We start from the raw sequence: 14,507 nt of genomic DNA, 5'->3' as shown, positions 1-14,507 counted from the left end.
CATCAACCTCAATCGGGGTCGTTATGGTCAAGGCATTCGGTGCTGCGTTATCTAAAATCACTGAGGTGCTGGCTGCACTTGAAGTATTGCCCGCTGTATCCGATTGTGTGGCGCTGACGGTGAGCGTGCCATCGTTAAAGCTGCTGACATCAAACTCACTACCACTGATAGTCCATGCCCCAGAGCCATCAGCCGTCACAGTACGCGATTGGTTATTCGAACCATCGCTGATAGTCACACTGACGCTGGCAGTGGCTTCCGCCCCAGAGCCGGTGATCAATACACTGTCATCTTCTACGGCATTGATCCGGCCATCAACCTCAATCGGGGTGGCGATCGTCAAGGCACTTGGTGCTGCGTTATCTAAAATCACCGCGGTGCTGGCTGCGCTTGAAGTATTACCCGCCGAATCACTTTGTGTGGCGCTGACGGTGAGCGTGCCATCATTAAAGCTGCTGACATCAAACTCACTACCACTGATAGTCCATGCCCCAGAGCCATCGGCCGTCACAGTCCGTGATAAGTTATTCGAACCATCGCTAATGGTCACATTAACCGTAGCGCCAGAGTCAGCGCCGCTACCTTGTATAAGCACATGCGCATCTTCCACAGCATTGATCCGACCATCTACTTCAATCGGGGTGGTAATACTCGGTGCACTCACGTTAGTATCAATGGTTATTGTAGTACTCGTTCCATTGGTAATATTACCAGCAGAGTCCGTCGCGCGTGCCACAATAGTATGCGAGCCACTCGTCATTGCTGAGCCCACGGTGATACTCCACACCCCACCACTAACAACAGTACTGCCTATTGAGCCATCAATACTTGAAATAAGAGTAATAGTGTCGCCTGTGGTGCCTGTACCTGTAAAAGTGGGTGTTGTATTATTGGTTATATTATCTGTACTCGAAGAACCACTATCACTGGCTGCTGTTAGATCGGCTGCGCTCGGTGCGCTCGGCGCGGTTGTGTCAATTGTCACTGTAAGTGCGCTTGAGCTACTACTTACATTACTTGCTGAGTCTGTTGCTTTTGCTGAAATAGCATGGTCTAAACCGGCAGTTAAAGTGCTAGTGGTAATTTGCCAATTGCCATCGGTCGCTATGCCAGACCCGATTACAGTTGCTCCAGCACCAACTTGGTCGCTGTAAAGACTAACTGTTGAACCACTCTCAGCAGTGCCACTAAATGTTGGCGTGGTATCGTTGGTAATATTATCCGTAGTAGATAACCCTGAATCAGCAGCCGCATTTAAATCAGGGGTAGATGGCGCACTTGGCGCAACATTATCATTTACCGTTATAGTAAACGTTTTTTGAAAAGTTGTTGTTGCATCGTTACTTTGTACGCACACAATGTAACTTCCTGCACTAAGTGCAGCTTGCGTCTGAATTAAGGTGCCACTAATCTGAAAACTGCTATTGTTTGTGTCAGCGCTACATGTACCGTTTACACTTGCGCCTGAGCTTACAAACGTATAACTATGACTGTCGGTGGTATCTACATCTGAGGTAGTAAGCGCCCCTATATTAGCACCAGGTCCAGTTGATGATTGATTTATACTTGCCGATGAAAGTGAAATATCCGTTGGGGCATCATTTTGCCCAGTAATATTCACTATCGCTTGATTTGTACCCGCGCTGTTTGCTATCCCATCATTAAAGACATAATCCAAAGTCACTGATGATGATGGAGATTCGGAACTATTTTGATAGGTAATGCTTTGTAAAACTGAGTCAACAATTGCAGATGTAGCATTAGCATTAAAGGTCAGTACCAAGGTACCTGAGGAGTTAGTCGTTACCGTTCCGACTGTGGTCGAATTATAAGTAAACGTATTACCCTCAATTAGCGCGCCCAATAAGTTATTGTTCGCAAAAACATCTTCAGTACTTGCCCCACCGTTTCGACTAATAGTTAAACTGGCATTATTATAATTACCAATTGCGCCATTAAGGGCATCGAGCTCAGTATCAGCGATAGTCACATCAGAGTCGATAACAATTGCAGAGCCATTTTCAATGAAGGTTGCACCGCCATTCAAACTACTAAATACGGGGGCGCTATTTGGCTCAACAAAAGTTATTATGGTATCGCTACCACTTTCAGCAACGCTAAAAGCTAAACTTGAGCCTGGTGAATTACTTAATGAGAGCGTAAGCTCAGAAATATTAAAATCGGTGGCATCTGTATCAACTTCTAATGTACTCGTGCCATTAAATCGCACATTTGCACTTGAAAGCCCTGTCACGCCAGTAATCGTTAAGGTATCACCTACGGCTAGATCGGTGATGGTATCCCCTGATAATTGTGATGCACTGCCGACAAAATTATCGTTACCTGCATTGCCCGTCATCGAATCAGTACCACCGCCAGGGCGGATGGTATCTGCGCCGCTACCGCCAACAATAGTATCATCACCATTAAAATTGCTGGCTGTAATTGTCAATATGTCACTGGTAAAGGCTGAAGCATTTATTGATAGGGCAGCTGTAATTTCACCGCCACTGACATTTGACACTGATACTGCTTGACCATTGGCATTAAAGTTGTCAGTCAAGGTTATCGTGGCATTATTGTCAGTTCCTATTGCCACGCCTTCAACAGCAGACACTGAGGTACTGGTAAAATCAAACGCCCCACCATCCATCAGTTTCAGTGTTTCAGTCCCCGCACTACCCGTTATAGCAGTATTAAAATTACCAATATTAGCCGCATCAATAGCCACTGTTGCGCCACTAGCTAACGAAAGAGTGCCTATATTTAAAAATCCACCGCCGCTAATGTCTGCACCATCAGTTACTTGTACTTGGTCGGCAACACTATTTTCGCCAATTAACGTGCCCGTGTATGCACTATTACCAATTGCAAAAATTATGGCGTCGGTTGACGAACCAGCCGTAACATTAGTGGTCCCTGTTGATACGGTGATCGTTCTGGTATTTGTACTGTCATCAGCTACATCGTAGCTTTCAATGCCAGTTAAAGTTGTGAAATCACCATCACCGGTGATAGTAATAGTTTCTGAACCTGGCGCTGTTATGGTGCCCGTAAAACTACTATGCTGGCTGGCCGTCATCGACACTGACGCGCCCGAAGCGAGAGTTAAATTAGTCACATTACTAATCGTGGCATTACTAATGTTTGCGCCGCTACTCATAGACAATGTATCAGCAACACTATTTTCGCCGGTAATTGTTCCCGTATAAGCTAGTGTGCCAATATCAAACGTAATGGCATCAGTTACGGAGCTAGCTGTTACTGAGTGCCCCGCGGCACTAATAGATACTGTACGCGCGTTCGTGCTATCGTCATTTAATGTGTAGCTTTCAATTGCTGATACTGTAGCGAAATTACCATCACCTAAAATATCTAGCGTCTCATTACCACTGCCTGAGACAGTGCCTGAGAACAATGCTAGCTGTGATGCAGCAATACTTGCTGAACCGCCACTTGCTACCGTCAAGTTTTCAAAGCCGCTAACCGTGGCGCCAGAAATACTGCCACCACTACTAATAGATAACGTATCAGTGCCGGTGTTGCCCGCTAAAATACCGGTAGCGCTAAGCGAGCCAACATTGAGAGTATCGTCGCCGGTGCTACCCGTAAAATTTTGCCCCGCAGCGCCAAGGGTGAATGTATTTGGTGCAGATAAAACATACGTTTCAATCGCACTGTTGCCTGTTAGTCCATCCGTTGCTGAGCTAATAGTTATCGTTTCTGCGCCTGGAGCTGTAAACGTTGTAAAACCATCGTGCTGTGCTTCAGTCATGGTCACACTAGCACCACTGGCAAGTGTTAATGACTCAAAGGCAGATATTGTTGCACCACTAAGATCAGCACCAGTGCCAGCCTGCAATATATCGGTACCCGCAGCGCCATTCAATGTACCTGTTACCGTGAAGGCATTAATATTAACGGTATCATCTGCGCTGCTGCCAGTTACATTTTGCGCTGCGCTACCAAGCGTAAAGGTCATTGCAGCGCCAAGCACATAGGTTTCAATATCAGTGTCGCCAGTGAGCGTTTGATCGCCATTGGCACTAGCGATAGTAAATTGATTTGTACCTGTACCATTTATAGTAGTGAAACTGTCATGCTGCGTTTCACTTAATGTCAATGAACCATTGTTATAAGGCGTTAAGGTTTCAAAACCCGTTAAGCTTGTGAGCCCAGTTAAGTCTACACCCGACACTACAGACAGTGTATCAGTGCCGCCACCGCCATCGGCTGTTGACCCAGTTACGTGGCTAGTATTAGCAATTGTGAGTGTTTCATTCTCGCTAGTAAAAGTAATGCCTGGAGATAAATTTGTGCCGTTTAAGGTACTAAATCCAGCTGCGGTAGAACTCGCAGAAGTAATATTAGCAACCGAAATAGTCGCTGTACGACTTACACTATTTACAGTGCCATCATTAATAACCACCGTCACCGTTCTAGCAGTTTCATCGGGCATATTTGAAGTATTATCGTAAGTGATATTCTGCAAAAAGGTGGCCACTTCAGCGGCTGATGCTGTTGCACCGGTGATTGAGATGGTATCTTGCAGAGTAATGTCTGAGGCACCGGATATACCACCAAGTGCATTTTGTACAGTCGCTGAAACATTAAGCCCTTCTGAGGCGCCATTTTGATCGTTGGTTAATGCAACGGTTATTGTTGTTATTGTATCGCCATCACTATCCTCTGCACTAGCATCGGGCGCAATATTTACAGCACCACTACCTTCGGTAAATGACACTGAACTCCCTGTACCTGGAATCCCACCATTTAAATCAACAACAGGCGCTGAATTTGTAGAAGTACCTGTGGCACTCAAAGACACATTATACATACTCTCATTTGCATCAGTGTTGCTAATTCTTAAATTACCTGATATCCCACCAACTGTTGTCGTTTGTACAGTTACAAGTATCGTACATTGCATACCTGAGCTTAATGTTTGACCATTCGTAGCACATGTACCGCCTGTAATTGAAAAGTCGCTACTTCCACTTGTTATAGAAACAGCCGTAGTCGTTAAATTACCAGTGCCTTCATTTTTTACCGTAAAGGTTTTTGTTGTAGTTGCTACACCATCCGCTGCAACACTGCCAAAGTCTTCGCTTACAGTTGTCGATCCACTTTCTTCAACATCTATTTCTGGCGATGACCCACAAGCGCCAACACTACCACCTCTCAAAGTACAGCTAGAAGAGCTTACAGTGGTGCACGCCCCGCCTGGTAGGGTGCAGTTTGCACTTGCAAACACCTTTCTTATTAGTAAATCACTTTTTACTTGTGTATTATCGCCCTTAACAATACTTACTTTTTGTTCATTCGTTTCAAGTAATCCCTGCTCTTTTAAAAAGCTTAATGTATTATTTATATCTGGGTTTACTAAGTGTGATTGGGCTTTTTGCCCTCGACTAAATGTCGAAAATGGGCTTTTTGACTCTATACCAACTATTTCATCTTCAGTTTCTAGCGCTAACTTTTTTGAAAATTGTTTTAAATCTACAGCTTCATTTACTGTTTCTGCGTAAGCCCCGCTAGCTATTACTGCAGAAATCGCAACCCCTAAAAAAGTTTTATTTAAGCTTAAACGTTCCATGATACTCATCCTCGACAAAATTCAAAAATATGGCTAGACAACGCGTCTGAGCTTTGAAATAGCTCTGGTTTCCTGCAGTTCGGTACAACAGCAATATCGTAAATCTGTTTTACATCACCCGTAAAAGTCAAATTACCTACCACCTCACCTGTATTTACATTCACTAACCATATTGCGCACACACTTTTCCCATCTAATAATCTTGGGTTTGCTTTAAAGCGAATATGCTCTTCTGATTTACGTAATGTACTCGTACCGACAAGCATCAAGTCACCAAAGAACGTCATTCCCCTTGTAAAACCTTGCAACTCACATAAAACTCTATTAGTACCTGACTTTGGATCGTATACATGAATATCGCCATCTCCAGATGCACAATAATACACCTTGCCTGCGTGGCATCTTGGCGAATGTGGCATTGAAATACCTGATTTGATGACCTTATTTTCAACGACATCAATAAGCACCCCTTTATTCCCTAGCTCTTCACGCCAACCTTGTGCTGTATCTGATTCACTAAAGGCTGTAGCATAACGAGGCACACCATCTAACAACGCCATGCCATTTAAATGGCATCTATTTTCCGGCTTCAGTTCTGAAATAAACGACGGCACCCAAGCAGCGACAAAACTATGGTCAGGACTTAACTTACTTAAACAAGAGAACATCGAGTTAACTACCCACAAACCATCATTACCCCAACAAATATCATGGATGTTGATCATACCTGTTGATAAAGTCGCTCTTTCTATAAACAAACTGTCGGCTGCCTTTACACTTTTGACTTGTTCATCCCACTCTTCACGAAATTTGGGGCTATCTCTGAGTTCATTATCTTGTAATTTTTTTGGCAACTCTTCATAACGATCAAGGTTCCCATTAATAACATCAGCATAACCACTTGGTGTTTTTTGAAAGTCGATTACTTGATTTAGTGTTCCAAGCGTGACCCTATTTTCGTCGGCATAAAGTCCCATTGGTCTTGGAAATGCCTTTAATTTTGTTTCTAGCTTGCCATTATTGGAACGCACTAAAATAACACGTTGTGATTGATAACTTGTCGCAATCAACGATACGCCCAACTGAGCCAATATTTTTGGGAAGTTGTCACTGTGGGTGCTACTAAAATCTAACGGTTCCATTTCAGTGCTCATTAATTTCACTACCTTTTGATCTAATCAAAGTTACACTCTTTATATTATTTTTATTAACTACATGTGCAGGCAAAATATTTTCAACCATCGTTAATTTTGTTAACGGGTATTCAACTCCGCATGCTTTTAGCTGTGCCACAACGCCTGAAACAATAGCGGCTGATGATGAGGTGCCACCAAAATTTACATACCCATTAAGTGACGTTGATGCAATTGAAGAAGGGGCGTAATAATCAACACATTGCCCATAATTAGAAAACTCAGCAACATTCCCATTTTTATTTATTGCCCCTATAACAACCACTGAACTTAATGCCGATAGATGATTGACTTCACAAGCTTTCTTACCCGAATTTCCTGCTGAAACAACGATAATAGGTGCATTTGATGCAGATGCAACATTCTCAATTACCAGTGACGTAATACCCGATAATAACGGTAAAACCCAACTACAGTTGATAACATCCGCTTTCATCAACTTAGCGACCTGAAATGCCAATATTATAGAAGATGACCATGTTGAAACTTGCCTGATAGCTATTATTTCACTAGTCGGTGCGAAACCCTCAACCCCTATATTATCTTGCTTTGCAGCAATAACTCCAACAACACGTGTACCATGGTAATCAGTTGGGTTTTTAGCACTGGTTGCCAGTGTTTTTTCATCAGGATCATATTCAAACAATACTGTTAAATCATCAAACTCTGGGTGAGTAAAATCAAAGCCGTCATCAATAATTGCAACCCGCACAGTATTCTCTGGTTTATCGCATAAAGGAGCATTTTGTGACACAAGCACGCTGCTAGTCTGCCTGCTTGTTCCTGACGTAACTAACTTTGTGACAGGTGCAATATCTGGTTCGATCTCTAGCACATCTTGATGTTTGCTTAACGCTAAATAAACATCAAAAAAATATTCGGGTCTAGGTGTTACCCAGTAAACCAATTCACTTTCTATATTAGCGATTACTTGAACTTGTTTTATTTCATCATGTAGCTGTGAGATCTCATCGACTGATAGCAAAGAGAGTATTATTATTTTTTTGTTAAAAGCGTACATCTTCCCTGCATCATCAATCAAAAAATTACTGTCATGCTTGGCAAATACAACACTACCTTTAGAGCTTTTAAATTGCAGCTTGTCTAAACTCGCCTGAGCAGATACATCTCTTGCAAATAAGCACACAACTATAATTAAACAGCTGAAAACAATATGCCAATTAAGGTATTTCAACATAAGTAAATAACAACCAACAGAGCTCTTTCAAACAACATATAACTTACTTCCTGCACAAACATAATGGTTTTTCATCATATGTAGAATACAGATTTCAAACTAAAATCTGTATTCTCACACATCAATTTCTTGGTGGATAAATTCCATCTAGTGCAATGCAAAAGTTTAACGCTAAGCTAGGTTGCATATTTTCATGCCGCTGACTCTTACCTGACGATGCTAAACTGCTGCTACTCATAGCACTTGTATTACTATCCAGTGGCGCAGTATATCGCAGTGCACCACCTGAGGAGGCAACGTCTATTGCAAGTTGATTATCACTTGGTTGGTCAGTATTACCAGCTTGAAATACACCTGAAATAACATGGTCATGCTTAGGTAGCTGTATGGGGGCCAACGCTACTTGGCTAACACCACCAAAGGTAGAAAATGGCCGAGTCGTTAGTCCTATCCCTGATCCCGCATGCATTGGTGCTCTGCCTTGTAAATCAGGGACTCCAAATGTTGTTCGTCCATCACCACCGAAATTAGTTCCCAGCAAACTAAATAGCGCTGTAGATTGTGAAATACTGAGTATTTGCCCTGCGCATTTAGCCCAAGCTCTAGGACTATACGTAAGACCAAATATTCTAATTTCAGCCATAAATGGTTCAGCCATAATATTTCTCCTTTAATTTCTTGATGGGAAGAGGCCGTTGAGGCAAATAATAAAATGTATAGCCAAATAAGGCATCATATTAGTATGCGGCTCATTAGCACCCACAGTTTCAACTGCAGCGTCATTTAGTTGCTGACTTTCTCCCGTGACAGCGCCTGATATATAAGTTGACTCAGTTGCAGGGCTTCTCGCCAAAACATTACCAATGGCTGTAGATGTAGTTGCACGATTATTATTTGCCTGCAAGCTATGGGTGTGTGCTGGCATCTGCTGTGGTAGAAGCGTCACTTTTTCTACGCCAGCCTGACGCGCTATAGGGTAAGGTTGTAATCCTGGGCCTTGCCCAAAATGTACGGGTACACGCCCTCTTAAATCAGGCAGCATAAATGACGAGCGCCCATCACCGCCATATTGTGCGCCAATCAATGCAAATAACACTTGGTTTTGACTTATTGAAAAAGTAGACCCGCTACAAAATGCCCACTGCCTAGGTGAGAATGTAGTAGCAATCATTTTTATTTCACCGACAAATGACTCAGACATGCTAGTTTCCTTTTTTAATTTCTAGCTGGAAAGGTACCTTCCAGTGCAATACAAAAATTAAGTACGAGTAAAGGTTGAAGATTAGTATGTGGCGACCCACTCCCGCTACTACTAACAACATCCTGAGCAAGTTCTGTCAAATCTAACGATGAACCGTATACGAAAGGTTCAGCTGAGGTACCCTTATTATCCTTTGATTCAGAAAATATACGATCTGTAAACGCGGGGCTATTAGCGGCTATGCTAGCCGTAGCTTTTACTGCATGCGTATGCGCTGGCATTTCATCTAACGTTAACCTAACCGTTTCCTCCCCTGAACTATCTCCAGCATAAAAGGGACGGTTTTCAGTGCTCAAAAACCCACTACCGATAGGCGTGCGCCCCCGTAAGTCCGGTAACTTAAAATCACTTGTTCCGTTACCACCAAACTGAGTCCCTAATAGAGCATACAGTGCCCCATTCTGTGTAATTGCGATCACTCCACCATTACAGAATGCCCAATTTTTTGGGGCAAAATCAAACGCAAATGGTCGTATTTCAGATATAAACGGATCAGCCATATAAATCTCCCTACTCACTTTTATTAAACGAATAATTTAGTCTATTAAACACGAAGTACTATTTTTGTGTCGTGATGTATATCTCATACTCAGTTTCGCTATTTGGTGATAGAAACAGCTCTGCATCATTAAATGCATCGTGTGTGAGTCTATATGTGCCTTGTTCTAAAGGTTCATTTGCAGAGCCTTTAAGCAAAACACGAAATGCATCCCATTGTTCCCCATTCAGTTTTGTTCTATCAACTGATGATACCTTTAACTCTACTTCACCATCTTGACCAGCAACCTTAACAATTGACCCTTGTGCTCTTTCAACATTTTCAAACGTAAACTTTTCCATATTCAACTCCTGTGTTTAACTTCGCTTAGTCACACACCACTCATTAATTTCACTGGGTGTGGGTACCACGCCATAAATTCATATGGCGGGCTAATTGATTCAACTTGAAACCCTAAACGCGCATACAACTGCTTAGCAGCAAAATTATATTGCTCAACGGTCAGTGTTAAAGGTGCACCAGATTGTAATGCAGCACTTTGAAACGATTGGATTATCGCTGAGCCAAAACCATGCCCTCTCGCACTTGGTAAAAAGCCAATATCGACGATGCGAATTTCATTTGGGCCAAAATCAATGGTTGCCTTACCGATTGCTTCATGATGTTTTTCAATAATAAAGTACATTGCATTGGGGAACTTATCTCCATACCCTTGGGTTTGAGCTTTAAACTGCATTTCCACAATTGACTCTACAAAATCTTTTTCGCCATCAATTAACTGTAAGTCTTGTCGCATTAAACTATGCAGCTTTTCTAAAAAAGGCTTATCGTTTGCATTTGACGGTCTTATATTTAAGCCCTTAGGAATATTAAGTTTCATTACCTCTTTAGCTCCTTAGCTTACTTTTTTTACTACAATATGTTTTATCTTTAGAGTTCATAATTAAATCCAACAACCACTCATTAACATTACAGTCTATGACAAGGTTGATTCTTGGTGTATCACCAGTATTTATTACAGAATGTTCCGCATCGGCATTTATATACCAACAGCTGCTCTGACTTATTGGAACTTTTAAATCATCCACTAAAAATTCAACATGTTCAGATGTCTCTAAAGAAATATGAATACGTGCCTGGGCTGATAGCTCAATACTCAATCCAAGGTCACGGTGGGGTTTAATCAAAGAGTTGGGGGAAAGGCGCATAAGCCGTGCAGATAAAATATTACATTTAAATTCTGACAATAACTCACTAATAGAAGGTAAATATTGAAGGTGATCGCCATCAATAAAACTTGAGCTAGACTCAATTGCGAAAGATTGCAGAATCACATGCTTATCAGCATGTTCAACAGGCACTCTTAAAGGCAATACATCCCAACCGCCCTGATAACACTGGGTATTAACATGTCTAACCCATTCTAATTTTTTTGCTACAAGCAAATCGGCAGACATCTTTTTTACATTATAAAAAATTTCAAGTTTGGCAAACGAAATGACTGGAGAGACTATATTCTCACCAGCATTAACAACTTCAGGAATAAGTATGTCATCATTCATTATTTGTTCTCAAACGAAGAGAATGAATGAGCAAGTATTTAATCTTAAAACAAAGTGTATACAGGATGGGGGTGAAATCGATTTCTGTATGTATATTGTTGCGGTATGTTGAGCTACTTTCACTCACTATAACGGCTTTAGCACATGACTCTAATTGCATTTTAAGTAAAGACTTTAAATAACAAATTATTGGTTTTGCGCGCCGTAAACGCTTTGTAAGCTGTGAACTTTGTGCTTCCATACTGAAGTATTCCTTTGATATCCAATTATCGCGCTAAATTCTATTAGGGAATTAATACTACATTCAGTTAAGAGCTTAGTTTAAAAGCTATAGGGTACAACTTTAATTTTCATTTATTTTATATAGCTTTAATTTATTTGACTTATATCAAACATCATAAAAAACCATAAAAAAAATAAAAGGCTTAGTAAATGCAGCTTAATTTAAATTATCTTGAGCATGGCACAGGAGTGTTATAAAAAACATTACACGTTATTACATGGCATCATTTTTATTCTTATAAATAACTGCAGGCTTGATTTGCTTAGCTTTATAATGAGCTCATATTTATATATTGCACAATTCGAGGACTATTCGTCCTATTTGGACAACTACCATGCGGCAGTGTATGTTGCCAAACAATTAAACTGCCCGCTTTTGCAGGCAAAGGCGTACTGTGCCATTGTTGGCAATTAAAATGATGTGGATTGGTGTTTTTAGGTAAGCTAGCAAGCCAGCCGTCTATTTTTTTATGAAAACCAGGAACACAACTAAACGCACCTTGATCAGCGGTAACGTCAGTAAGGTACAGTAACCCTTGCGTTGCAAAGGTGAGCGGTTTATTAAAATTAATATCCCAGTGCAGATTTGGCCCGGGAAACTGCCAACTCAATGTCTCTGGCGGGTTAAAACCAACCCTATCAGTACTTACAGTTAAATTACTTTTACCCCACAGTTGCTCAAAAACATCCCGCACCTGAGGCTGCTTCCGAATAGCTTGCATTGTTATATCATTAAAAATTTGTACCATAACTCCTTGTTTAAGATCATGATTTCGGTACCATGAAGCAGGATTGTGTTTATCCATATTCAAACGTTCATAAATCATATTACAAACGTTTTCACATAGCGTTTTTTCCACCAACTCAGGAATAATAACGTAACCATTATCATCCCAGCTTTGCCACTGCTGTGACGTTAAAACATAATGACGAGGCTGATTTAGTAATATTTTTTGTTGTTTTGGGTCTTTTTGCTGAAAAAATGCTGCTACCTTTTCATTTAACTTACTTTTAACTGTATTTGAAATAGCTATGCCATAACGCTGTTCTACCCAGTTTTCGAACGTTAAAAAACTATCCGATGAAAAAATGAATTCTATCGTCGGTGTGAGCCCTAAGCCTAAAGTATCCATGATCATGACATCAAGCGACCATTCGCCTTCTATTATTTTTTTATCCGCACAGCCTTGTTTTTGTAATTGCGCTTTGTGCCACATTCGTTTTAATTGAAATAGACCTAAGCGCCCAGTTTCTTTATAACAAGGTAGTATGCTCTGCGCTGTTGTGTGCAGAGATGGCACTTTTGCTATCAATTCATTTTGCATAATAACTCCTTTTTCTTGCCTGATTTTAGACAAGCAAAACACCTTAAATTGATTTATTAACGCTAACTAAACTTAGTTAGAATAGAGTGCTATATTACTGTAAGCAACAATTGTAATTGCTAAATACAGGGAGTGGTATGAACACTGAGATTGAAAAAATTCTCGCCTTTGTTACTCATATTGGAATAAAGCACAGGTATCAAACGTTAAACGAAAAGGCTTTTTTGCCGGGAATTAAAGTAGCCCAGGGAACTTTACTACTTGATTTAGAAAAATGCCTCTACCCTGGTGACATCCTTCATGAAGCAGGGCATATTGCAGTAACCTCAGAGACAAACAGAACCTGTTTAACCGGCGATATGAAAAACCATGATCACCAAGCCGCTGAAGAAATGACCGCGATTGCATGGTCATGGGCCGCAGCCTGTTACTTAAATATTGCACCCGATGTTTTATTTCATAAACACGGTTATAGAGGCAGTTCAGCTAGCTTAATAACCGCTTTTAGCAATAATACTGGCTTTGGCTATCCGCTGTTGTATTCATGGTTTATGTGCGAACAACCTGATCACCCCAACGGTTATCCAAACATGTTAAGGTGGCTTAGAGATGACGCCTACACACAAGCTCAACTAAAAAAATTACAATAAATACGATAAGGAATATACGTGCTTGATAATAACTTTTCCTCAGAGCAGCTTACTTTACTATGTGCTGACTTAGCTCAACTAAGATTAATAGCCGATTTAACACTTGCACCTACGATGCCTTACTTTGCTGAAAAACCTTATCCAATTGGCCGCTGTAGAGAAATAAGAGACGAGGTATTTACATTACTACAAGCACAACTGCCGCACACAAACAAACCAGGGCTTAGCTTATTAAAAGGTCTTATTGCACAGGGCAATCCTTTACAAAAAGCATGGGGTTCACTGCGGGATGAGTATTTTCAAAACGCATTTATTATTGGCCCTTGGTATATTGATGTTTCTAACGACACCGTGAATGCCAATAAACCCAGAGTAGAGATTTTGCCTTTAGCGACATCAAACTTTACCCCAATTAAAGATTTTACTCAGTTTGTAAAAATAGCCCGTAACTATTGGAAAGTTGAGGTGTATAGAAATGATGTATGCCCAGCTCTTGCGCCTTATATGCCACTTTTATGTGTTGGCGATAACGGTACTAGCTGGCTAGGAGCTGCAAACGACGACATGCTAAACATCGCAATAAACAGCCAATTTACCCAATCAAAAGCAATATTAAAAGTTCTGCCAAGCCCACCAAAAGAAATAATACAGCGCTGGCAATCGCTGTTATTAAACTTCACTCACGACCCTTTATTGATAACAAAAGGAGATGCAATCATCTTTTGTGATGAATACAGTAAAAAGTTACAGCACCCCGATCTAGCACACAGGGATGCCGCTGTGATTGCCTATTCATCGTTACCAAAGTCAGTGTGATTTAGAATATCAGTGCAACACTCATTGTAATGATGTGTAATAGAAAAGCCTGCCCTTGTCCCTGTACTCCTTAGAATTTATAAAGCGCTATGACACCTAGACTTATAGCGCTTTAACAAATTGTT

General features: G+C 41.1%; 12 protein-coding genes. 2 read left to right on the top strand and 10 right to left on the bottom strand.

The window, feature by feature from the left end; all coding sequences use genetic code 11:
- The 10 genes from H5182_RS08460 to H5182_RS08415 all read right to left on the bottom strand — a co-directional run.
- Positions 1-5,596: Ig-like domain-containing protein (locus tag H5182_RS08460; RefSeq protein WP_259398261.1), on the bottom strand; the 5,596-nt coding region annotated here is incomplete at its 3' end.
- Between the two features lie 5 nt (positions 5,597-5,601).
- Positions 5,602-6,750: a TIGR03032 family protein gene (locus tag H5182_RS08455; RefSeq protein WP_259398260.1), complete on the bottom strand. Its 1,149-nt coding sequence runs from the start codon at positions 6,748-6,750 to the stop codon at positions 5,602-5,604.
- Positions 6,740-7,987 (bottom strand): S8/S53 family peptidase, encoded by a 1,248-nt coding sequence (locus tag H5182_RS08450; protein WP_182759880.1) that lies wholly within the window; start codon positions 7,985-7,987, stop codon positions 6,740-6,742. Before H5182_RS08450 ends, H5182_RS08455 begins: the two co-directional genes overlap by 11 nt.
- Positions 7,988-8,108: 121 nt before the next feature.
- On the bottom strand, positions 8,109-8,645 hold the full coding sequence (locus tag H5182_RS08445) for a phage tail protein (protein ID WP_054205193.1): 537 nt from the start codon (positions 8,643-8,645) through the stop codon (positions 8,109-8,111).
- Positions 8,646-8,657: 12 nt separating this feature from the next.
- Complete coding sequence (locus H5182_RS08440) at positions 8,658-9,188, bottom strand: phage tail protein (RefSeq protein WP_054205192.1); 531 nt, start codon at positions 9,186-9,188, stop codon at positions 8,658-8,660.
- A gap of 14 nt (positions 9,189-9,202) precedes the next feature.
- Positions 9,203-9,748 (bottom strand): phage tail protein, encoded by a 546-nt coding sequence (locus H5182_RS08435; RefSeq protein WP_145242941.1) that lies wholly within the window; start codon positions 9,746-9,748, stop codon positions 9,203-9,205.
- Positions 9,749-9,806: 58 nt separating this feature from the next.
- Positions 9,807-10,088, bottom strand: coding sequence for a DUF6916 family protein (locus H5182_RS08430; protein ID WP_054205190.1), 282 nt, complete (start codon positions 10,086-10,088; stop codon positions 9,807-9,809).
- A gap of 29 nt (positions 10,089-10,117) precedes the next feature.
- Positions 10,118-10,627, bottom strand: coding sequence for a GNAT family N-acetyltransferase (locus tag H5182_RS08425; protein ID WP_182759879.1), 510 nt, complete (start codon positions 10,625-10,627; stop codon positions 10,118-10,120).
- A gap of 7 nt (positions 10,628-10,634) precedes the next feature.
- Positions 10,635-11,309 (bottom strand): aspartyl/asparaginyl beta-hydroxylase domain-containing protein, encoded by a 675-nt coding sequence (locus H5182_RS08420; protein WP_182759878.1) that lies wholly within the window; start codon positions 11,307-11,309, stop codon positions 10,635-10,637.
- A 551-nt stretch (positions 11,310-11,860) separates the two neighbouring features.
- Complete coding sequence (locus H5182_RS08415; RefSeq protein ID WP_145242935.1) at positions 11,861-12,916, bottom strand: phytanoyl-CoA dioxygenase family protein; 1,056 nt, start codon at positions 12,914-12,916, stop codon at positions 11,861-11,863.
- A 137-nt stretch (positions 12,917-13,053) separates the two neighbouring features.
- On the opposite strand from H5182_RS08415, the gene H5182_RS08410 reads away from it, so the two are divergent.
- Together H5182_RS08410 and H5182_RS08405 are read left to right on the top strand one after the other, a co-directional pair.
- A complete protein-coding gene (locus H5182_RS08410) occupies positions 13,054-13,566 on the top strand; it encodes a hypothetical protein (protein WP_182759877.1) in 513 nt (170 codons plus the stop codon).
- Between the two features lie 18 nt (positions 13,567-13,584).
- Positions 13,585-14,382: a hypothetical protein gene (locus tag H5182_RS08405; RefSeq protein WP_145242932.1), complete on the top strand. Its 798-nt coding sequence runs from the start codon at positions 13,585-13,587 to the stop codon at positions 14,380-14,382.
- Positions 14,383-14,507 lie beyond the last annotated feature (125 nt).

Source organism: Pseudoalteromonas sp. SG44-17, from assembly GCF_014164235.1.
In the GTDB taxonomy this organism is placed as follows: Bacteria; Pseudomonadota; Gammaproteobacteria; order Enterobacterales; family Alteromonadaceae; genus Pseudoalteromonas; species Pseudoalteromonas rhizosphaerae.
Note: the sequence above shows the minus strand (reverse complement) of the source record. Positions and strands in the feature narration are given on the sequence as shown.

What these genes read in the sequence shown, in the direction of transcription:
- H5182_RS08425 (WP_182759879.1), bottom strand. Translation starts at nt 10,627, where the DNA reads ATGAAACTTAATATTCCTAAGGGCTTAAATATAAGACCGTCAAATGCA.
- H5182_RS08410 (WP_182759877.1), top strand. Translation starts at nt 13,054, where the DNA reads ATGAACACTGAGATTGAAAAAATTCTCGCCTTTGTTACTCATATTGGA.
- H5182_RS08430 (WP_054205190.1), bottom strand. Translation starts at nt 10,088, where the DNA reads ATGGAAAAGTTTACGTTTGAAAATGTTGAAAGAGCACAAGGGTCAATT.
- H5182_RS08445 (WP_054205193.1), bottom strand. Translation starts at nt 8,645, where the DNA reads ATGGCTGAACCATTTATGGCTGAAATTAGAATATTTGGTCTTACGTAT.
- H5182_RS08450 (WP_182759880.1), bottom strand. Translation starts at nt 7,987, where the DNA reads ATGTTGAAATACCTTAATTGGCATATTGTTTTCAGCTGTTTAATTATA.
- H5182_RS08435 (WP_145242941.1), bottom strand. Translation starts at nt 9,748, where the DNA reads ATGGCTGATCCGTTTATATCTGAAATACGACCATTTGCGTTTGATTTT.
- H5182_RS08415 (WP_145242935.1), bottom strand. Translation starts at nt 12,916, where the DNA reads ATGCAAAATGAATTGATAGCAAAAGTGCCATCTCTGCACACAACAGCG.
- H5182_RS08455 (WP_259398260.1), bottom strand. Translation starts at nt 6,750, where the DNA reads ATGAGCACTGAAATGGAACCGTTAGATTTTAGTAGCACCCACAGTGAC.
- H5182_RS08440 (WP_054205192.1), bottom strand. Translation starts at nt 9,188, where the DNA reads ATGTCTGAGTCATTTGTCGGTGAAATAAAAATGATTGCTACTACATTC.
- H5182_RS08420 (WP_182759878.1), bottom strand. Translation starts at nt 11,309, where the DNA reads ATGAATGATGACATACTTATTCCTGAAGTTGTTAATGCTGGTGAGAAT.